Raw genomic sequence first — 20,395 nt, forward strand, 5'->3', positions numbered from 1 at the left:
CGTCCCCCACCGTCGAACCCCGGAGTCCCCGATGACCGCACCGTCCCGCACCGTCCCGGCTCCCCCGCCGGTCCTGCAGCTGACCGTCGTCCCCACCCCGCAGCCGCCGGGCGAGGTCCGTCCCGTGTTGCACCTGGTGCGCCCCGGCCGGCCGCTCCCCCTGCCCGCCCTGCCCCCGGGGCCCCGGCCGAGCGCCGCGTCGTCCGCCCTCGCCCATGACGAGTTCGGGCCGGTGCCGACCGGCCGGGCCGAGCTGCCGCCCGCGGGCGCGGCCGCCCGACGGCTGGTGACCACCGCCCTCGAGGCGCTCGCCGGACGCCGCCCGCTGGCCCAGGTGCAGCCGCTGACCTCGACGGGCGTCTACGCCGCGCTGTCGGCCGGCCGCCGGCCGCAGTGGTGCACCGAGGGGAACGCGCCGGTGGTGATCGGCCCGGTGCGCGTCTGCGAGCCGGTGGACGGGGTGGCAGAGGTCAGCGCGGTCGCCCACCGGGCCGGGCGGGCGCACGCCGTCGCCGCCCGGATCGAGGGCGTGGACGGCCGCTGGCGCTGCACGGCGCTGCAGATCGGCTGAAGGAGGACACGGCCCTCCCCAGCCCTCGCACCTCGGGGCGGGGCCGGAGACCACGGCGCCCCGCCGACCGGTCGGTCGGCGGGGCGTCGTCGGCGGTGGGGCGGGCCGTTCAGCTGCCGGCCGCTCCGTGGCACTGCTTGTACTTCCGGCCCGAGCCGCAGGGGCAGGGCGCGTTCCGCGGGGTCTCCTTGGTGCCGGTGACCGTCGCCGTCTTGGCCGCCTTGGTGCGACCGCTCTCGGCCGGGGACGCGTCCAGGCTGGGCGCGGAGTAGGTGAGGTTCTCCGGCGCACGGCGCGGCTCATCGAGCCCCTTCACCGTGAGCTCCGGCGCAGCCTTCTCCGCCACCGGCTCCTCGGTCGCGGGCGCCGGCGCCACCTGGGCGGCCGGCGCCTCGGGAGCGGGTGCAGCCTCGGCGGCCGGCGCCTCGGGAGCGGCTGCAGCCTCGGCGGCCGGTGCCTCGGCAGCGGGCGCCGCCTGGGCGGCCGGCGCCTCGGGAGCGGGGGCGGACCGGCGGGCCGTCGCGGCCGCCGCCGTCCCGGCCGCCGCCCGCGCCGCGGCGACCTGGCGGGCCAGCACCTTGGCCGTGCCCTCCTGCGCGGCGGCCAGCGCCTTCGCCTCGGCCTCGGCCTGCTTGGCCTTCGCCTCGGCCTCCTGCTCGTCCTTGGTCTTCACCTCGAGGTTGAACAGGAACCCGACGGACTCCTCCTTGATGCCGTCGAGCATCGCCACGAACATGTCGTAGCCCTCGCGCTGGTACTCCACGACGGGGTCGCGGTTGGCCATCGCGCGCAGGTGGATGCCGGCCCGCAGGTAGTCCATCTCGTAGAGGTGCTCGCGCCACTTGCGGTCCAGCACGCTGAGCAGCACCCGCCGCTCCAGCTCGCGCATCACCTCGGCGCCCAGCGTCGCCTCCCGCTCCTCGTAGGCGCGGTGCACGTCGTCGAGCATCGCGGTCTTGAGGTCCTCGGCGGAGAGGTCGGACTGCTCGCCGCCGGCCTTCTGCTCGATCAACTCCTCGACGGAGACCCCGACGGGGTAGAGCGCCTTGAGCCCGGCCCACAGCTGGTCGAGGTCCCAGTCCTCCGCGTACCCGGTCTCGGTGGCGCCGTCCACGTAGGCGGAGACCACGTCGTCGACCATCGACCGCACCTGCTCGTGCAGGTCGGCGCCCTCGAGCACCTTGCGCCGCTCGTCGTAGATGACGGTGCGCTGGCGGTTGAGCACCTCGTCGTACTTGAGGACGTTCTTGCGGACCTCGAAGTTCTGCTGCTCCACCTGGGTCTGCGCCGAGAGGATCGCCCGGCTGACCATCTTGGACTCGATGGGCTGGTCGTCGGGCACCCGCAGGGTGTTCATCATCGACTCGAGCATCGGGCCGTTGAACCGGCGCATGAGGTCGTCGCCCAGGGAGAGGTAGAAGCGCGACTCCCCGGGGTCGCCCTGCCGGCCCGACCGCCCGCGCAGCTGGTTGTCGATGCGCCGGCTCTCGTGCCGCTCCGTACCGAGGACGTACAGGCCCCCGGCCTCGGTGACCGCCTCGTGCTCGGCCTTGACCTGCGCCTTGGCCGCATCCAGCGCCTCGTCCCAGGCCGCCTCGTACTCCTCCGGGGTCTCCGCCGGGGAGAGCCCGCGGGCGCGCAGCGCCTCGTCGGCGATGAACTCGGCGTTGCCGCCGAGCTGGATGTCGGTGCCGCGGCCGGCCATGTTGGTGGCCACGGTGACCGCCCCGGGGCGGCCCGCCTGGGCGACGATCGCCGCCTCGCGCGCGTGGTTCTTGGCGTTCAGCACCTCGTGCGGGATGCTGCGCCGGAGCAGGAACTTCGAGAGGACCTCGGACTTCTCGACGCTCGCGGTGCCGACCAGCACCGGCTGGCCCGCCTCGTGCCGCTCGGCGATGTCGTCGACGACGGCCTCGAACTTGGCCTTCTCCGTCTTGTAGATGACGTCGGAGCGGTCCTGCCGGACCATCGGCCGGTTGGTCGGGATCGGGACGACACCCAGCTTGTAGGTCTGGTGCAGCTCGGCGGCCTCGGTCTGCGCCGTGCCGGTCATGCCGGAGAGCTTCTCGTAGAGCCGGAAGTAGTTCTGGAGGGTGATCGTGGCGAGCGTCTGGTTCTCGTCCTTGATCTTCACCTTCTCCTTGGCCTCGATGGCCTGGTGCATGCCCTCGTTGTAGCGGCGACCGGCCAGCACGCGGCCGGTGAACTCGTCGACGATGAGGACCTCGCCGTTGCTGACGATGTACTGCTGGTCCTTCTTGAACAGCTCCTTGGCCTTGAGGGCGTTGTTCAGGTAGCTGATCAGCGGCGTGTTGGCCGCCTCGTACAGGTTGTCGATGCCGAGCTGGTCCTCGACGAACTCCACGCCCTCCTCGGTGACGGCGACGGTGCGCTTGTCCTCCTCCACCTCGTAGTGGACGTCGCGCTTCATCATCGGGACCAGACGGGCGAACTCGCCGTACCACTTGGCGCTGGTCTCCGCGGGGCCGCTGATGATCAGCGGGGTGCGCGCCTCGTCGATGAGGATGGAGTCGACCTCGTCGACGATCGCGAAGTGGTGCCCGCGCTGCACCAGGTCGGCCTTGCTCCAGGCCATGTTGTCGCGCAGGTAGTCGAAGCCGAACTCGTTGTTCGTGCCGTAGGTGATGTCGCAGGCGTACAGCTCGCGCCGCTGCGCGGGCGTCTGGCCCGACAGGATGCTGCCGACCGACAGCCCCAGGAAGCGGTGCACCCGGCCCATCCACTCGGCGTCGCGCTTGGCCAGGTAGTCGTTGACCGTGACGACGTGGACGCCCTTGCCGGACAGCCCGTTGAGGTAGGCGGGGAGGACGCCGGTGAGCGTCTTGCCCTCACCGGTGCGCATCTCGGCGATGTTGCCCAGGTGCAGCGCGGCGCCGCCCATGAGCTGCACGCGGAAGTGCCGCTGCCCCAGGGTGCGGGTGGCCGCCTCGCGGACCACGGCGAACGCCTCGGGCAGCAGCGCGTCGAGGGATTCCCCGTCGGCGTGGCGCTCCTTGAACTCGTCGGTCTTCGCCCGGAGCTCTGCGTCGGAGAGGTCGGTGTAGTCGTCGGCGAGCGACTCCACCGCGTCGGCGATTCTGCCGAGGCGTCGGACGAGCTTGCCCTCACCGGCACGGAGGATCTTCGAGAACAGCACGACCCCAGCGTAGGCGGCCCCGCCACGGCTGCGGACGTGGCGACCGCCCGGGGCACCACGCGTCCCATCCGTACGCTGCAGCGATGGCTCGCGATCCGTCCGACCCGGGCGCCGGACTGCTGGAGTTCCTCACCGAGCGGCACCTCGCGACGCTGACCACGCTGCGGCCCGACGGCACGCCGCACGTCGTCCCGGTCGGCGTCACCTACGACGCGGCGACGACCACCGCCCGGGTGATCACCTCCGGCACCTCCGCCAAGGCCCGGCACGTCCGCGCGGGCCAGGCGCGGGTCGCCGTCTGCCAGGTCGACGGGCGACGCTGGGCCACCCTCGAGGGCGCGGCGGTGGTGCGCGAGGACGCCGCGTCGGTGGCCGACGCCGAGGAGCGGTACGCGCAGCGGTACCGCCGGCCCCGGGAGAACCCGGCCCGCGTGGTCATCGAGATCTCGGTGGACCGCATCCTCGGCAACGCCTGAGAAAACACCCCGTCCCTCTCCCCGCTCGCACGCTCGCGGCGAGCCTCCGGACGGGGCCGGCTGGTGCTGCGTCCCTTCCGCCCGGCCGACGTCGAGGCGGTGCACCGCGCCTCGCAGGACCCGGAGACCCAGCGCTGGTAGAAGGACCCCCGTGCCCCCCTGCCCTCGCACGCTCGGGCCGGGTCCCTGCACGGGCGCCGTACGCGAGCGGTCCGACGGCACGGGGCTCTCGGTCGTCGTCGAGGCCGGCGGGGAGCTGGCCGGCACCGCAGGGCTCTACCTCCGTCCCGGGCGCCTCGGCCCGGAGATCGGCTACACGGTCGCCCCCTGGGCGCGCGGCAACGGCTACGCCGCGGAGACGGCGCACGCGCTCGCCGGGTGGGCGCTCGGGCTCGGCGCCCCCAGGGTGCACCTGTTCGTCGACGTGGCGAACACCGTCTCGCAGGTCGTGGCCCGGCGTGCGGGCTTCCGCGAGGAGGGCGTGGTGCGCGCCTGCCTGGACCAGCGCGACGGCAGCCGGACCGACGCGGTGCTGTTCGGCAGGCTCGCCGGCGACTGAGCCGGGCACGGCCGGCGACTGGACCGGGCACGGCCGGCGGCGGAGCGGGGCACGGCCGGCGGCGGAGCGGGGCACGGCCGGCGGCCGTGCCCCGCCCGGTCAGGCGTTCGCCGGTTGCGCCACCGCGGCCGGCGCGGACGCCGGGGCGCCGCCGTCCTGCGACACGGGCGCGAGGCGGATCAGGCCGTAGTCGTAGGCGTGCCGGCGGTAGACGACCGTCGGCTGGCCGGTGTCGGCGCACTGGAACAGGAAGAAGTCGTGGCCGACCAGCTCCATCTCGTGGAGCGCCTGGTCGACGGTCATCGGCGTCGCCGGGTGGTGCTTCTCCCGCACGATCTGCCCGGGCAGGTGCTCGTCGAGGTCGGTGACGTGCGGCCCCGACGCGAGCTCGCGGTCGAGCTCGAGCTGCTGCTCGATGGTCAGCTCGGGGTGACCGGTGTCCGGCGCGGCGCCGGTCAGGCGCACGCTGTCGGGGGTCCGCCGGCCGTGGTGCACCCGGCGGCGGTCGGCCGCCCGGCGCAGCCGGTTGTCCAGCTTGGCGCAGGCCAGGTCGAGCGCCGCGTAGAAGTCCGGGCCCGCGGCCTCGGCGCGGACCACCGGACCCTTGCCGCGCAGCGTGATCTCCACGCGCTGGCAGCTGGCCGACTGGCGGGGGTTCTTCTCGTGGAAGAGCTCGACGTCGATGCGGGACAGCTTGGCGTCGAACCGCTCCAGCTGGCCGACCTTGTCCTCGACGTGTTGGCGGTAGTGCTCAGGGACCTCGACGTTGCGACCACGGACCACGATCTCCATGGGACCTCCCGGTTGGGGACGGGCGTTGGTCGCTTCGACGCTAGTCCCTCCCCCGGGACCGCGACAGTCGATCGAGGTCGTGGTGGAGGACGGTCCCGGGCCGGTACCCGGCGCTCGCGGGAGTGGCCTGAGGTGGGCCGGCCGGTGTCCGCGGGGTGGCCGCGACGACCGCCGCGACGACCTCTCCGGCCGCACCGGGAGCGACCTGCAGCGCCCGCGCCGCCTCGGTCAGCGTGGCCCCGGTGGTGACCACGTCGTCGACGAGGACGACCAGGTCACCGGCCGGTCGGTGCGGGCCGGTGACCTCGAAGGTGCCGGCCAGGTTGGCCCGCCGCTCGGCGGCCGACAGCCCCGACGAGTCCCGGACGCGGCCGCGCCGGCGCAGCACCCGGCCCTCGTCTGCCACCACCCCGGCCGCCCGCAGCTCGGCCACGGCCTGACGGGTCAGCTCCCGCACGTGGTCCCTGCCCCGGGACCGGAGGGCGGCGCGGGATGCGGGGACCGGCACCAGCAGCAGCGGCGGATCCCCGTCGACGCCCAGCCGGACGGCGGCGACGGCGAGGGCCAGCGCAGTGCCCAGCGGCGCGGCGAGCTCCGCCCGCCCCTGTTCCTTGAAGGCGTTGACCACCGGCCGCACCGGGCCGGCGTAGACCGCCGCGGCGACCGTCGGGGGGAACCCCGCCGGGAACCGCCGGGGCGACGCCAGGTGGGGTGCGGCGAGCAGCCGGGCGCAGCGGGCGCAGAGCACCGCCCCCGGCAGCCCGCACCCGGCGCAGCAGCGGGGCAGCACGAGGTCGGCCAGCGCCGACAGCACCCCGGGGCCCACCGCCCCAGCCTGCCCGCCGGGTCGGCCTCCGGGAGGCCTCCGCCGGCGGTTGTGGACGGCGCCCGGTTCAGGACGGGTAGAACGGCGCCGTCCCGGGCAGCGGCTCGGCGCCGCGGACGAGGGTCACCCACCGGCCGCCGGCGAGCTGCCAGATCGTGGCGCCGGCGCTCACCAGCGCCTGCCGCGACGGTGCGACCGCGAGCGCCGTCGGCTGGCTGGGCAGCCCGGAGGTGGACACCGGGGCGAGCCCCCAGCCGTCGACCCCGACCGTGTACGGGACGATGCGGTCCTCGCCCGCGTCGCCCGCGAGCACCATCAGGCTGCCGCTGTCCCGCCAGCCGACGTCGATGACCCCGGCCAGGGTGGGCGCCACGTCGCGCAAATCGCGCAGCACCACCGCGCCGTCGTCCGCGGAGCGGACCACGGTGCCGACGTGCACCCGACGGCCCTGGGCGCCGTCGATCACGACGGCGGCGCGCACGCCGTCGGGCGAGAGCTGCAGCACCTCGGCACGCCCGAGACCCGGGAGGGTCGGGGCGGCGACCGGCTGCGGCGGCCCCCCGGCGGGCACCCGGACGAGCTCGGTGCCGTCACGCACCACCCACGCCTCCGTGCGGGTCGCGGCGACGGTGGGTGCGCTGATCGAGGCCCCGCTGAGCACGGGGGCCAGCTCCCCGCCGTAGGGGCCGGCGAGCAGCGTGGCGCCCGCCTCGTCGGTGCGGACGCCGGTGAGGAAGGAGAGCTGCCCGCCGGCCGCCGCGACGGCGGCGCTGTCCAGCCCGTAGCGCCCCTCGCCCGCCGGGCCGGGGACCGGATCGCCCTGCGGGACCGTCTCCACGGCCCCGGAGTCGATGTAGTGGCCGACCCCGTCGACCGGGACCGCGTCGGGGTCGAAGGAGGCCCAGTCCTCGATGGTCTGCTGCCGCGGCACGCCGTCGGGGGTGATCGGCTCCCCGTCGAGCAGGACGACGACGTTGACGATCCGCGGCCGGACCAGCTGCTGCAGGCTCCACACCAGCTGGGCGCAGATCTCGGCGAGCAGCGGGGCGGGCTCGGCCGGCAGGCCGCTGAGCTCCACGGTGGCGGTCTGCCCCTCGACGGTGACGGTGGAGGTCAGCTCCACGCCGCTCAGCGGATTCAGGACGCCGGCGGCCAGCGCCGCCGACGGCCCGGTGATCAGCCGCTCCACCACCGCGGTGGGCTGGGACTCCCCGCGGATGAGGTAGCGCGGGTCGGGGACCACGCGCGACAGGGTCGGGTCGAGGAAGTAGGCGTCCACCGGGTCGTAGAGCCGCCGGAAGTCCGGCTCGAGCATGATCAGCCCGTCGGGCGGGTTGGTGATCCGCCACTCGCCGTCGACCTGCTCCAGGGTGAAGTCACGGGTGAAGACGCCGCGCTCGGCCACGGTGAACACCCCGCGGGGGTCGACGGTGCCGATCAGGTTGGCGGTCACGGTGACCGCGCCCTCGTCCGTCGTCACCACGGCGTAGTCGGTACCGATGACGCTGATCCCGCTGTCGTCCTGCCAGTTCTCGGCCGGTCCGGGCGCGAGGTACTGCCGGGCCACCGGGTGACGGCGGACGGTGCTGGCCGCGGCGTCGATGAACTGGCGCACGATCTCCTCGGCGCTGGCCCCCGGCACCGGGGCGACCGGCTCGATGCCGACGGCTTCCGGCACCCCGGCCGGCGCCTGGGTGATCAGCACCGTCGCCGAGTCGGTGGGCACGGTGGAGCAGGAGACCAGGGTCAGCACCGCCGTGAGCAGCGCCAGGGCGACCGACGCACGCCGGCTCACCGCAGCACCCCCGGTCGGCGGAGCTTCACCGGTCGCAGCGGCAGCGGCGAGCTGGTCAGGTCGGTGCCGGCCATCAGCGGCAGCGTGAGCCGGAACTGCGCACCCGCGCCGGGCTGGCCCCACACCTGCAACCAGCCGCCGTGCAGGCGGGCGTCCTCGAGGCTGATGGACAGGCCCAGCCCGCTGCCGCCGACGGTGCGCACCCGGGAGGGGTCGGCCCGCCAGAACCGGTCGAACACGTGCTGCGCCTCCCCCGGGCTCAGGCCCACGCCGTGGTCGCGCACGGTGACCGCGGCCGCCGACCGGTTGGCCGCCAGCGTGATCTCCACCGGGCGGCCGGACCCGTGCTCGATCGCGTTGCCGACCAGGTTGCGCAGGATCCGCTCCACCCGGCGGACGTCGACCTCGGCGAGGACGCTCTCGTCCGGCCGGGTGACCACGAGCTCGCAGGCGTGCCGCTCGGCCAGCGCGCTCATCCCGTCGACGACCCGGCCGACCAGCGCCCCCATGTCGGCGGGGGCGGAGTCGAGCACGGCCGCGCCGGCGTCGTACCGGCTGATCTCCAGCAGGTCGGTCAGCAGCGCCTCGAAGCGGTCGAGCTCGGCGCGCAGGAGCTCGGCGGAGCGGGCCACGTGCGCCGGGAAGTCCTCCCGCGCCTCGTGCAGCACCTCGGCGGCCATCTGCACGGTGGTCAGCGGGGTGCGCAGCTCGTGCGACACGTCGGAGGTGAAGCGCTGCTGCAGCTGCGACAGCCCCTCCAGCTGGGTGATCTGCCGCTGCAGGCTGTCGGCCATCGCGTTGAAGCTCGTCGCCAGCCGCGCCAGGTCGTCCTCGCCGCGCACCGCCATCCGCTCCTCGAGCTGGCCCTCGGCGAGCCGCTGCGCGGTGCCGGCCGCCTGCCGCACCGGGTCCACCACCAGCCGGGTGACCAGGACGCCGATGCCGACCACGAGCAGGGTGAGCGCGACGCCGCTGATGAGCACGGTGGTGCGGATCAGGCCGAGGCTCTCCTGCTCCTGCTGCAGCGGGAAGACGTAGTAGAGCTCGATGCGATCGGGCCCCTGCGCGTCCCCGGTCACCGGTGCGCCCACCACGAGGCTGGGCCGTGGGTCCCCCGCGTCGCCGGGGACCATGTCGTACTTCGACGCCTGGTTGCCGGCATCCACCGCGGCCCGCAGCTCCTGGGGCAGCGCGGCGGTGAGCGGCCGGCGGTTGGTGGCGGGGATCTCGGTACCGCCGGAAGGCCGGTAGACCATGACGACGTCGAAGTCACCGGCCGCACCGCCGCGGTCCAGCAGCTGGTTCACCGTGCGGGCGAGGGTGGCCCGGACGCTGGCGGCGTCGCCGGTCGCGATGCCGGCCACCTCGCTCTGGGCGTACACGACGCCGGCCTGCACCTGGTCGATCGCGGCCTGCCGCTTCACGTCGAGCAGCTGGTCCTTGATCTGGCTGAACAGCACCAGGCTCACGATCACGACCACGGTGCCGGCGAGCAGCATGGTGATGGCGCCGATGCGCACCTGCAGCGACGAGCGCCAGGTCCGGGCCGCCCGGGCGCCGAGCTCGCGGAGGGTCCGCCTCGTGCGGCGGTGCGCCCGCCCGGCCCGGCGGCGCAGCCCGCGCCCCAGCCGAGTCAGCTCCTCGCGGGTGCCCGGCCGGCCTCCGCCCCCCGGCGGGAAGCGGTCCGCACCCGTGCCCGTCTCGGGGGTCCGGGTGGCTGTCACCGCTCCAGTGTCACCCGGTCGGCGCCGGGAGCGGGGAGCCCGCGCACGGGAACGGCCGACCCGCCCCCGCTCACGGTGCACACCGGTTCGCTGCCGCGGCCCGCTCCGCTCCTCGCTCGTCCCTCGCTGCGATGCTCACGGACCTGTCCGCTCACGGCGGGCCGGCCTTGTAGCCCACGCCGCGCACGGTGAGCACGACCTCGGGCTTCTCGGGGTCCTTCTCGACCTTGGCGCGCAGCCGCTGCACGTGCACGTTCACCAGGCGGGTGTCGGCGGCGTGCCGGTAGCCCCACACCTGCTCGAGCAGGAGCTCCCGGGTGAACACCTGGCGGGGCTTGCGGGCCAGCGCCACGAGGAGGTCGAACTCCAGCGGCGTGAGCGAGATGGGGACGCCGTCCCGGCTGACCTGGTGCGCCGGCACGTCGATCTGCACGTCACCGATGCTGAGGTTCTCCGCTTGCCCGGTCTCCCCTCGGCGCAGCTGCGCCCGGACGCGGGCGACCAGCTCGACCGGCTTGAACGGCTTGGTGACGTAGTCGTCGGCGCCGGCCTCGAGCCCCTGGACGACGTCGATCGTGTCGCCCTTCGCGGTGAGCATGACGATGGGCACCGTCGACTGGGTGCGGATGTCCTGGCAGATCTGCAGCCCGTTGCGCCCGGGCAGCATCAGGTCCAGCAGCACCAGGTCGGGCCGGGTCTGCTGGAAGACGCCGACCGCGCGGTTGCCGTCGGAGACGAAGGCGGGTTCGTACCCCTCGCGCCGCAGCACGATGCCGAGCATCTCGGCGAGGGCGGCGTCGTCGTCGACGACGAGGACACGGCCGCGGCTGGGCCCGTTCTGGGGAGCGGTGGGTGGCACGGCACCCATTCTGCGCTGTTCAGGGCGCTGAGGGGGCTGCACCCCACTCGCGCGGGTGGCTGCCGGGGCGGGTGGGACGACCGGATCCACCCGTAGGCATAGGAAGCTCTACGTGCGTCTCGGGGGCCGAAGACGCAGGTAGAGCTTCCTATGCCCCCTGGTGAGGGACTGGAACGGCCCGGCTGCAGGGGAGCAGCGGGGTCCTCTCAGTAGCGGTAGTGGTCGCTCTTGTAGGGGCCCTCGACCGGGACGCCGATGTAGTCGGCTTGCACCTTGGTCAGCTCGGTGAGCTTCACGCCGAGGGCGTCGAGGTGCAGCCGGGCCACGTGCTCGTCGAGCTGCTTCGGCAGCACGGTGACGCCGGGGGTCTGCCCCTCGTAGGCGGCGCGGTTGTTCCACAGCTCGATCTGCGCCAGCACCTGGTTGGAGAACGAGGCGCTCATGACGAAGCTGGGGTGCCCGGTGGCGTTGCCCAGGTTCAGCAGCCGGCCCTCGGAGAGCAGGATGATCGTGTGGCCGTCGGCGAACCGCCACTCGTCGACCTGCGGCTTGATCGTCGTCCGCTCGATGCCGGGGGTGCGGGCCAGGCCGGCCACGTCGATCTCGTTGTCGAAGTGCCCGATGTTGCCGATGATCGCCTGGTGCTTGGTCCGCCCGAGCTGCTCGGCGGAGATGATGTCCTTGTTGCCGGTGGCCGTGATGATGATGTCGGCCTTGCCGATGACCTCGTCGAGCGTGGTCACCTCGTAGCCGTGCATCGCGGCCTGCAGGGCGTTGATCGGGTCGATCTCGGTGACGATCACCCGCGCGCCCTGGCCGCGGAGCGACTCCGCGCAGCCCTTGCCGACGTCGCCGTAGCCGCAGACCACGGCCACCTTGCCGCCGATCATGACGTCGGTGGCGCGGTTGATGCCGTCGATCAGCGAGTGCCGGCACCCGTAGAGGTTGTCGAACTTGCTCTTGGTGACCGAGTCGTTCACGTTGATCGCCGGGAAGAGCAGCCGCCCGTCGCGGGCCAGCTCGTACAGGCGCATGACGCCGGTGGTCGTCTCCTCGGTGACGCCCGTGATGCCCTGGCCGATGCGGGTCCAGTACCCGGCGTCGGAGGCGAGGCTGCCGCGGAGGACGTCGAGGATGACGCCGTACTCCTCCGAGTCGGCGTCGGTGGTGTCGGGGACGGCGCCGTCGGCCTCGAACCGGCTGCCCAGGTGCACCAGCAGGGTGGCGTCGCCGCCGTCGTCGAGCAGCATGTTCGGGCCGACGACCTGGCCGGTCTCGTCGCGGAACTCGAACAGGCGCTGGGTGCACCACCAGTACTCCTCGAGCGTCTCGCCCTTCCAGGCGAAGACCGGCACGCCGGCCGGCTGCTCGGGGGTGCCGTCGCCGACGACGATCGCCGCGGCGGCGTGGTCCTGGGTGGAGAAGATGTTGCAGCTGACCCAGCGCACGTCGGCGCCCAGCGCGGTCAGCGTCTCGATGAGGACGGCGGTCTGCACCGTCATGTGCAGCGAACCGGCGATGCGGGCGCCGGCCAGGGGCTGCGCGTCGCCGTACTCGGCGCGCAGCGCCATGAGGCCGGGCATCTCGTGCTCGGCGAGCTGGATCTCCTTGCGGCCGAAGCCGTGCAGGGAGAGGTCGGCGACCTTGTAGTCGCCGTCGGTCAGCGTGCGGGTGCCAGTGCTGGCGGTCATGTCGCTCCAGTGTCCGCGCCCGACCGTGGACCGGCGGGCGCTGAGGGGTCGCTGAGGATGAGCGAGCATGCCGAGGCTTCGGCGGGGCTCGTACCGCCGTCCAGGATAGGTGAAGGACCCCGTCCTCCTCGCCCCTCGCAGGCTCGAGGCGAGCCTCTGGACGGGGCCTGACCGGCGGCCGGCCGCCGGGTCAGGACTCGCAGCCGACGCCGTCCCCGTCGCCGTCGAACCGCTCCGAGAACCCCGGCTCGCCGCGGTGGATGGGTGCGGCGCCGGCCGCGCGGACCGCGGCGCAGTCCGCATAGGACGCCGGCGCGGTGGCCCCGTCCGGTGCGGACCGGACGGCGGGCAGCGAGGCACCGGCCGGCAGGGGCTCGTCGGGACACCGCGCCAGCACGCCGGCCATGGCATCCCGCTCGGCCTGCGTGGCCCAGAGCCCGTAGCCGGCCTTCACGGCGACCTGCCGGGCCACGTAGGCGCACCGGTAGCCGTTCGCCGGCGGCAGCCAGGTGGCGGCGTCGCCGTCGCCCTTCTGCATGTTGAGCGGCCCGTCGACGGCGAGCAGGTTGAGCGGGTCGTTGGCGAACCGGACCCGGCGCTCCTCGTCCCAGGCCTGCGCGCCCTTCTGCCAGGCGTCCGACAGCGCGACCACGTGGTCGACCTGCACGTCGTCGCTGGTGTCCTGGCCGCGCTGGAAGGCGATCGTGCTGCCCGAGTACGGGTCGGCGAGGGTGCCGGTGCGGACGACGCAGTCGCGCGTACCCGGCTCGAACGTCTCCCCCGTCAGGTCGCGGGCCAGGACGTCGTTGCGCGTGTCGCAGCCGTTGCGGTCGGTGTCGACCCAGCCGTCGCCGAACTCGTCGCGGTCGTAGCCGGTCCTCGGCGCGCGACCTTTGACCTCGAGCGCGTCCAGCGCCGCCAGTGCGGAGCCGGCGACCGGCGCGGGGCCCTCCGACGTCGCCCCGGTGCGGTCGCCGCTCTCGGCGACGTCCACCGCCTCGCAGGCCGGCAGCGCCGCCAGCAGACCCACGCCCACGAGGGCGGCGGCCAGCCGGCGCGGCCGGGACCCGGGTCGGACGTGCACGTGACTCCCCCACCAGCCGGACGGCGAACGGCCCGACGCTAGGCCGGTCCGCCGCGAGCCCGGCGGCGCAACGCCGAGGCGGGCGGCGTCAGGGCGTGCCGGCGGAGGTCAGCGGCCGGCCTCGCTCTCGAACAGCTGCGCCCAGGTCTGCCGGTCGGAGAGCTCGGGCAGGGCGGCGCGCCAGCGGTCGCGGGCACCGCCCCCCTCCCGCACGAGGCGCACCAGCACCGACGCACCCTGCCGCGCCGACCGCAGCATCACCTCGCGGTCGAACCGCCGCAGCCGCACCCCCTCCTGGGACGGGTCGGTCACCACCGCGGTGTCGAAGAGGGACACGTGCCACCAGTGGGCGTCGGCCGCGTTGATCGCCGCCGTGCCCTGGTTCCGCTGGCGCAACTGCCAGAGGATCCGCTTGACCAGGACCAGGCCCAGCATCGACGGCGCACCGGCCGGCGCGGTCCGCCGCATGTCGACCGCGGCCACACCGGGCACCGACGAGGCCGGGTGGTTCTTCGTCTCGGGGTGCTCCCCCCAGAGCTTGCGGATCTGCGCGGCCGTCTCCGTTCCGCCGTCGGCCAGCACCTCCGGGCCCCGGAGGAAGTCCTCCACCGCGCGGATCAGCAGCGCGGCCAGGCCGTAGCGCATCGACACGAGGGCGTCCACGAGCTGCTTGGCGAGGTGCTCGGCGATGCTCCGCCGGTCGAAGTCGCTGTGCAGAGCGCTGGTGATCAGGGAGTTGCGGTAGCTGAAGTAGCGCGACCAGTCGTCCCAGTTCTTCCACGAGAAGTCGGCGTGCCAGACGCCTGCACCGGGCAGGGTCACCGTCGGGAAGCCGGCCGCGCGGGCCCGCAACCCGAACTCGATGTCGTCCCACTGGAAGAAGACGGGCAGCGGGTAGCCGATCGCCGAGACGACCTCCGACGGGATGAGGCAGGTCCACCAGGCGTTGTAGTCACCGTCGACCCGCAGGTCCTGCTGCTCCTCGGTGAGGTCGGCGTCGGTGAGCGCGTCGGGCACCGGCTTGCCGGCTCGCAGGATCGACAGGTCGGCCGACTCCGCCCCCACGTGCAGCCGGTCGGGGTGCAGCAGGTTGAGCATCTGGCCACCCACGAGCACCGGCTCGTCCGCGCGGTCGGCGAGGGCCCGCAGCCGCACGACCGTGTCGGGCTCGAGCCGGATGTCGTCGTCCATGAGCAGCAGGTTCACCCGCTCGACGGTCTCGTTCCGCACCGCCTCGTAGATGCCGCGGGTGAACCCGCCGGCCCCACCGAGGTTGGGCTGCCGCACGTACCGCAGCGCCGGCCCGAGGGCCTCGCGGACGTCGGCGAACCCCGGGCGGCTCTCCACGGTGTCCGTGCCCTGGTCGACGACGTAGACCGCCGCGAGCTCGCCGGCCACCGCGCGGTCGGCCGCGAGGGTGCGGAGCGTGGCCAGGCAGTCGTCGGCCCGGTTGTAGGTGCAGATGACCACCGCGGTCGCCCGCCGCGGCCGGATGGTGGCGACCGACCACTCCACGTGGTCGACGACGAGCCCGTCGACGTCGGTCTCGAGCTCGAGCCAGAACGCGCCACCGTCCACGAACCGGTCGAGGGCGAGCGTGAGCGTCAGCGGCTGCTCGTGGGCGTCCCGGACCTGCTGGGTGGCCACCGTCCGGGCGGTGCCCTCGCTGTCGGAGGCCATGACCCGGACGAGGCCACCGCCGCTGACGACCGCGTGGAGGTCCACCGAGCGCGCGGACGTCCACCGCTGCCAGTACGACGCGGGGAACCTGCCGAAGTAGGAGTTGGTGGACACCGCGGCGTGGCCGTCGAGGACGAGGCGGGTGCGTTCGCGCACCGCGACCCCGGTGACCGTCGTGCAGTACAGGTCGGCCGGGACGGCCGGGTTGGGGCCCGCGAACAGCGTGCGCTGCGCGAGCAGGCGCCCGTGGCGCGGAGCCGGCTCCGGCGTGGCGGCCGGAGCCGGGGTCGTCTGGGGCTGGACGGCCATCACCAAGGTGTCTTCTCCGTTCGGACGCCGGCGCATGGAGTGGAACGTAACCGGCCCGCGCGAGCGGCAATCCGCCGACGTACCCGGCCGGGCGCGCACCCGCTGCAGTCGTGACGCTCCGTGAACGACTCGGCGCGGAGTGCTCGGCCGCGGGCGCCCGCCGCGCGAACGCCCCAGCGGGAGGCCCCGGCCGAGATCATCCGGCCGGCGCGTGGCCCGGCTCGGTCAGGCGCACGACCACCTGCTCGTCGTTGGACGTGTAGGCCACGTACTCCGCCCGGGCGCCGGTGCGGGCCAGCCACTCCTGCCAGGCACGGAACTCGTGCGCCTCCCAGCCGGGGAAGTTGAAGAACTCGTCGAACACCAGCACCGACCCGGCGGTCAGCCGCGGGCCGACCAGGTCGAGGACCGTCACCGCCGAGGAGTACAGGTCGCCGTCGACGTGCACGAAGTCCACCGGTCCCGGGTGGGTGGCCAGGAAGCCGGGCAGGGTCTCCTCGAACCAGCCGACGACCAGTTCGGCGCCTTCCACGTCGGGCAACGACCCGACCGCGAACGCGCCCGTGCGGACGTGCGGCCGGTAGTCCTCCGGCAGCCCCTCGAACGAGTCGAAGCCGTACACCTCGCGGCGTCCCCGCTGCGCCGCGATGACCTCCAGCGAACGGCCCTCGAAGACGCCGAACTCGAGGGCCATCCCGCCGCGCGGGGCGACGTCCAACCCGTGCTTCAGGGTGCTCGTGCGGTCGTGGAAGGCGCGCGCGGTCGGCATCTCGCGGGCGGCGAAATGGGCCGAGGTCACGGCGGCGTCCCGCTCACCGGCAGCGAGCAGGTCGCGACGCTGGCGGAACTCCACTTCGTGCAGCGCGCTGATGACCCGGTCCGCCTCGGCGGCGACGACGTCCCTGACCAGCGGCGCCAGCAGGCGCCGGACCGGTGCGGCCAGCGCCCGCAGCACCCGGTCCCGGAACGCACCGCTTCGCCCCTCGCCCCGCCGACCTCGCGACATGCGACCACTTCCTCTCGCCGGCACCACGGCAGACGCCGGGCCAGGGTGGCGACGGTAGCGGCTACCGGGCCCGCAGTCGCCTGCGTCCGCGCTGCCGCTGCCACCACCACAACCCGGCCTGCACGAGCACGACCAGCGCCGCACCCGCGGCGGCAAGCCCGCCGGCCCGCAGGCCGGGCGGGGCGTAGTCGAGCACCAGGGTGTGCTCACCGGCGGGCACCGCGACCGCGAGCAGACCGGCCGGGCCGTCGACCACCGGCACCTCCTCGTCGTCGACGGTGGCCGAGTAACCGGGCCACGCCAGGCGGGCGAAGAGCACCCGGCCGGCCTCGTCGGCGCGGTACCGGACGACCTCGCGCTCCTCCTCGGCCGAGCCGGCCACGACCTCGACCCCGGGCGAGGTCCAGGAGACCCGTGACCCGCCGGCGTACGGCTGGTCGCGGACCCACACGGCCCGCACCGGGGTGCGCTCGGCCACCCGCCAGCCGGGCGGCGGTTCCTGGTCGTCGACCACGTGGTCGCCCAGCAGGTCCCGCTGCAGGACCAGCGTCGACACGCGGAGGGCATCGACGAGCGGCACCGGGTAGCCCGGCCCGGCGGGCTGCCACAGCCGCTCGAACGCCTCCGGGCAGGTGGCCCCGCGGTAGTCGACGCAGAGCGCGTCGGCGAACTCCTGGAAGCCGATCCCGCTGTAGCTGGCGACCGTCGGGGTGCCGGTCGGTCGCAGCAGGTTGCCGAAGGTGATCTCGCCGTCGCGCATCTGCTCCGTGGTGATCGTGTCGTGCCTGGCCAGCTGCAGGACCGTGCCCTCGTAGGAGGTGGTCCCCTCCGCCAGCGCGGACAGGTCCGAGGCCGGCCGGAGGCCGAACCCGCCCGGCCGGAACGGCAGGACGGTGGTCTGGAAGGCGACGACGGCGACGGTGCCCGCGACCAGCACGGCACCGAGGCCCGGCAGCCCCCGCCGCCGGTGGGCCACCACGGCGAGCGCGGTGCCGGCGGCCACCAGCAGCAGCGCGGCGGCGTGCTCCTGGAGGAGACCGGCCGGACGGACGGCCCACGCCAGGTAGGTGCCGCCGAGGACGATCGCGCCGCTTCCCAGCGCCCGCCGGCGGGGCGCGTCGGTGGCCAGCCCGGCGGAGAGGACGACGGCGAAGAGGACGGCCACCGCCAGGTACAGGTACTCCACCAGCCGGACCGGCCAGCGGAACAGCCACAGGTTGGAGGGCGCCAGCGTGGCGAGCAGGTAGAAGCCGGCGATGCCCAGGAGCCCGGCCAGCGACCGCGCCCGCCGCCGCAGCCTCGACCAGCGCAGCCACGGCAGCAGCGGGAGCACGAACCAGGCGAGGTAGGTCGACGGCTGGGTCTCCAGGAGCGCGCCGCCCCAGTTGGTGATGGAGGGTAGGTAGGTCGGTGAGCTGGCCGCCGCGAGGTCGCCCAGATCGGGCACCAGGAAGGTGTCGTTGGCCAGGACGGCGAGGTCCTGGCGCAGGGAGACGTCCCCGGCGCCGAGCAGGGGCAGGTACACCGGCAGGGCCACCAGGCCGGCGCAGGCACCCATCACGACCAGGTGCAGCAGCCGGGTGAACCGGCGCCGGACGAGCAGCTCGGCGCCGAGCGCCACCAGGACGACGACCATCCCGAGCGCGCCGTAGGGGTTGCCGGTCGTCATGACCAGGGCACCGGCGAGGAAGGGGACGACCGGGTTGAGGCGGCCCCGCGCGTGCCGGCGGGCCGCCCACCAGAACCAGGTCACCCAGGTGAACGCCATCAGGCCGGCAGGCCACCCCGCGGCCTCGTACCAGAGGGTGAAACCGGAGAACGGGACGGCGAGGGCGACGACCGCGGCCGGCCAGCGGCGGGCACCGTGCTCGCGGGCCAGCAGGAAGGTGCCCATCGCGAGCAGCCCCAGGAACTCCACCATGACCACGGCCGCGGCGAGCGCGAGGTCGTCGAAGTACGAGACCAGCACGAAGTTGGCGAGGCTGACCGGGTTCCAGATCCCGTTCAGACCCTCGGCGGCGTAGTTCCCGCCCATCCAGCTCGCCGGGTCCATGGTGACCCAGTCGCCGGCCCGCAGCCGCTGGCCGAAGACGTGCCACAACGGGGCGAACTGCTCGTACTGGTCGCCGACGTAGTAGAACAGCCGTTCTCGCCAGAAGGGGATGGCACCGATCACCCAGGCCGCCACGCCGACGGCGAGGGTGACCACCCACTCGGGCGGCCGCCTCCTCGGTCGCGCCGGCGGCGCCCCCTCCGCAGCCGCCGCCGGGGCCGCCGCGGGCCGGCCCGCCGGAGCCCTCACCGGTGAGGCGGTGGCGCGGGCGACCGCGCCCGCGGGGACCGGCCGCCTCACCGCGGCACGCCCCGCGGCGCGGGGAGCCCCGCGCCGGGTCCCACCGCCGGGCGCGTGGCAGCGGCCGGGCGACCGGCCAGCAGCCGCCGGGAGAGCAGGAACGTCACCGGGATCGCCGCCACCGCGGCGACCAGCGGCGCCAGCCGCTCGTCCACGCCCAGCCACTCCACGAGGACGACGACACCGGCCGTCGTCATCACGTAGTTGGTCGCGTTGGTCAGCGGGAACAGCGCCAGCTTCCGCCAGGTGGGGCGGGTGCGGAACGTCCAGTAGCAGTTGAGCAGGAACGAGCCCACCATCGCGACGAGGATCGCGCCGAGGTGCGCCACCAGGTAGTGCGCCACCAGGCTCAGCAGCAGGTACGTGCCGTAGTAGACACCGGTGTTGATGACACCGACGACGAAGAAGCGCAGGGCGTGGCGCAGCGTCGTCCGGTCCACCCTCACCTGGAGGGCCGGCGGTCCGGGGCCTCCGCCGGGACCGGGGGCCGGACGTACGCCCCGTCCGCGTCGGCCTGGACGTCGGGCGCGACCCAGTTGCCGACGAGCACGGTGTTCCGCCGGGTCGGTGCGCGCCGGGCGGCGGCCGGCAGCTCGTCACTGGCCGCGGCCACCAGGAAGTGCGGCCGGTGCTTGCTCTCGTAGTAGATCCGGCCGACGTACTCGCCGATGACGCCGAGGAACAGCAGTTGCAGCCCGCCGAGCCCGATCACCGCGGCCACCAGGGTCACGTAGCCGGGCACCACGATGCCCCCTACGACCGCGGCGACCACCAGGTAGCCGGCGTAGCCGAAGGCCAGCGTGGTGACCACGAGCCCCACGTAGATCGCCAGCCGCAGCGGGGCGTTGTTGAACGACATGATGCCGTCGATGCCGTAGTTGAGCAGCCGGCGCAGCGTCCACCGGCTGGCGTCCCCGCCGAACCGGGCCTCGTTGCGGTAGTCGATGGTGGCGGTCGGGAAGCCGATCCAGGCGAACAGCCCCTTCGAGAACCGGTTGTACTCACCCAGCTGCAGCAGCGCGTCGACCGCGCGCCGGCTCAGCAGCCGGAAGTCACCCACCCCGTCCTCGATGCGGACCTCGACCAGCGCGTTGACCAACCGGTAGTAGAGCCGGGCGAGCATGCTCCGGCCGAACGCGTCGCCGTCCCGGGTGCGGCGGGCGACCACCTGGTCGTTGCCCTGCTGGAGGAGGTCGAGCATCTGCCGGATCAGCCGTGGCGGGTGCTGGAGGTCGGCGTCCATGATCACGACGGCGTCCCCGCGCGCGTAGGCGAGGCCGGCCAGCATCGCCGACTCCTTGCCGAAGTTGCGGCTGAGCGACACGTAGCGGACGCGGGGGTCCCGCGAGTGCAGCTCCTGCATCACCTCGGTCGTCCGGTCGCGGCTGCCGTCGTCGACGAGCACGAACTCGAGATCGGCCGGGACGTCCTCCATCACCGCCGTCACCTGGGCGACGAGCTCGGGCAGGACCCGCTCCTCGTCGTGGCAGGGGACCACCACGGACAACAGCAT

Annotated in this window: 16 protein-coding genes; 3 read left to right on the plus strand and 13 right to left on the minus strand. The window is 74.1% G+C overall.

The annotated features are described in order from the left end of the window. The first annotated feature begins 31 nt into the window (after positions 1–31). Entirely contained in the window at positions 32–571 is a 540-nt protein-coding gene (locus BMW62_RS00865; protein ID WP_091928941.1) for an Rv3235 family protein, read from the plus strand. Positions 572–680: 109 nt separating this feature from the next. Here BMW62_RS00865 and secA read toward each other — a convergent pair whose 3' ends face one another. Then, the gene (gene secA, locus BMW62_RS00870) at positions 681–3,728 is read right to left on the minus strand and encodes a preprotein translocase subunit SecA (protein ID WP_091928942.1); all 3,048 of its coding nucleotides are present in this window, start codon (positions 3,726–3,728) and stop codon (positions 681–683) included. A gap of 83 nt (positions 3,729–3,811) precedes the next feature. Here secA and BMW62_RS00875 point away from each other — a divergent pair, with 83 nt between their 5' ends. Both BMW62_RS00875 and BMW62_RS00880 read left to right on the plus strand, forming a co-directional pair. After that, positions 3,812–4,204, plus strand: coding sequence for a pyridoxamine 5'-phosphate oxidase family protein (locus tag BMW62_RS00875; protein WP_091928943.1), 393 nt, complete (start codon positions 3,812–3,814; stop codon positions 4,202–4,204). A 151-nt stretch (positions 4,205–4,355) separates the two neighbouring features. Next, positions 4,356–4,763 (plus strand): GNAT family N-acetyltransferase, encoded by a 408-nt coding sequence (locus BMW62_RS00880; RefSeq protein WP_091928944.1) that lies wholly within the window; start codon positions 4,356–4,358, stop codon positions 4,761–4,763. A gap of 99 nt (positions 4,764–4,862) precedes the next feature. Here the strand turns inward: BMW62_RS00880 and raiA are convergent, their stop codons facing one another. From raiA to BMW62_RS00940, 12 genes are all read right to left on the minus strand, one after another. Continuing rightward, on the minus strand, positions 4,863–5,555 hold the full coding sequence (raiA, locus tag BMW62_RS00885) for a ribosome hibernation-promoting factor, HPF/YfiA family (RefSeq protein WP_091928945.1): 693 nt from the start codon (positions 5,553–5,555) through the stop codon (positions 4,863–4,865). Between the two features lie 40 nt (positions 5,556–5,595). Continuing rightward, on the minus strand, positions 5,596–6,381 hold the full coding sequence (locus BMW62_RS00890) for a ComF family protein (protein ID WP_091928946.1): 786 nt from the start codon (positions 6,379–6,381) through the stop codon (positions 5,596–5,598). A 67-nt stretch (positions 6,382–6,448) separates the two neighbouring features. Further along, positions 6,449–8,176, minus strand: a complete 1,728-nt coding sequence (locus tag BMW62_RS00895; RefSeq protein WP_091928947.1) for an LpqB family beta-propeller domain-containing protein — start codon at positions 8,174–8,176, stop codon at positions 6,449–6,451. After that, positions 8,173–9,900: an MtrAB system histidine kinase MtrB gene (gene mtrB, locus BMW62_RS00900; RefSeq protein WP_091928948.1), complete on the minus strand. Its 1,728-nt coding sequence runs from the start codon at positions 9,898–9,900 to the stop codon at positions 8,173–8,175. Before mtrB ends, BMW62_RS00895 begins: the two co-directional genes overlap by 4 nt. A 151-nt stretch (positions 9,901–10,051) precedes the next feature. Beyond that, positions 10,052–10,768, minus strand: coding sequence for an MtrAB system response regulator MtrA (gene mtrA / locus BMW62_RS00905; protein WP_091928949.1), 717 nt, complete (start codon positions 10,766–10,768; stop codon positions 10,052–10,054). A gap of 197 nt (positions 10,769–10,965) precedes the next feature. Beyond that, complete coding sequence (gene ahcY, locus BMW62_RS00910; RefSeq protein ID WP_091928950.1) at positions 10,966–12,450, minus strand: adenosylhomocysteinase; 1,485 nt, start codon at positions 12,448–12,450, stop codon at positions 10,966–10,968. A 190-nt stretch (positions 12,451–12,640) separates the two neighbouring features. Beyond that, positions 12,641–13,534 (minus strand): GmrSD restriction endonuclease domain-containing protein, encoded by an 894-nt coding sequence (locus tag BMW62_RS00915; RefSeq protein ID WP_091928951.1) that lies wholly within the window; start codon positions 13,532–13,534, stop codon positions 12,641–12,643. Between the two features lie 108 nt (positions 13,535–13,642). Next, positions 13,643–15,559: a glycosyltransferase gene (locus BMW62_RS00920; protein WP_211434918.1), complete on the minus strand. Its 1,917-nt coding sequence runs from the start codon at positions 15,557–15,559 to the stop codon at positions 13,643–13,645. A 160-nt stretch (positions 15,560–15,719) separates the two neighbouring features. Beyond that, positions 15,720–16,529 (minus strand): class I SAM-dependent methyltransferase, encoded by an 810-nt coding sequence (locus tag BMW62_RS00925; RefSeq protein ID WP_091928952.1) that lies wholly within the window; start codon positions 16,527–16,529, stop codon positions 15,720–15,722. A 61-nt stretch (positions 16,530–16,590) separates the two neighbouring features. Then, positions 16,591–18,738 (minus strand): hypothetical protein, encoded by a 2,148-nt coding sequence (locus BMW62_RS00930; RefSeq protein WP_091928953.1) that lies wholly within the window; start codon positions 18,736–18,738, stop codon positions 16,591–16,593. A gap of 140 nt (positions 18,739–18,878) precedes the next feature. Beyond that, positions 18,879–19,322, minus strand: a complete 444-nt coding sequence (locus BMW62_RS00935) for a GtrA family protein (RefSeq protein WP_211434919.1) — start codon at positions 19,320–19,322, stop codon at positions 18,879–18,881. Positions 19,323–19,324: 2 nt separating this feature from the next. Then, positions 19,325–20,395, minus strand: coding sequence for a glycosyltransferase family 2 protein (locus BMW62_RS00940; RefSeq protein WP_091928954.1), 1,071 nt, complete (start codon positions 20,393–20,395; stop codon positions 19,325–19,327).

The organism is Blastococcus sp. DSM 46786 (assembly GCF_900109665.1).
GTDB lineage: Bacteria > Actinomycetota > Actinomycetes > Mycobacteriales > Geodermatophilaceae > Blastococcus > Blastococcus carthaginiensis.

Coding starts and splice junctions, on each gene's coding strand:
- BMW62_RS00865 (WP_091928941.1), top strand. CDS start 32: ATGACCGCACCGTCCCGCACCGTCCCGGCTCCCCCGCCGGTCCTGCAG.
- BMW62_RS00875 (WP_091928943.1), top strand. CDS start 3,812: ATGGCTCGCGATCCGTCCGACCCGGGCGCCGGACTGCTGGAGTTCCTC.
- raiA (WP_091928945.1), bottom strand. CDS start 5,555: ATGGAGATCGTGGTCCGTGGTCGCAACGTCGAGGTCCCTGAGCACTAC.
- mtrA (WP_091928949.1), bottom strand. CDS start 10,768: ATGGGTGCCGTGCCACCCACCGCTCCCCAGAACGGGCCCAGCCGCGGC.
- ahcY (WP_091928950.1), bottom strand. CDS start 12,450: ATGACCGCCAGCACTGGCACCCGCACGCTGACCGACGGCGACTACAAG.
- BMW62_RS00920 (WP_211434918.1), bottom strand. CDS start 15,559: ATGCGCCGGCGTCCGAACGGAGAAGACACCTTGGTGATGGCCGTCCAG.
- BMW62_RS00925 (WP_091928952.1), bottom strand. CDS start 16,529: ATGTCGCGAGGTCGGCGGGGCGAGGGGCGAAGCGGTGCGTTCCGGGAC.
- BMW62_RS00940 (WP_091928954.1), bottom strand. CDS start 20,395: ATGCTGTTGTCCGTGGTGGTCCCCTGCCACGACGAGGAGCGGGTCCTG.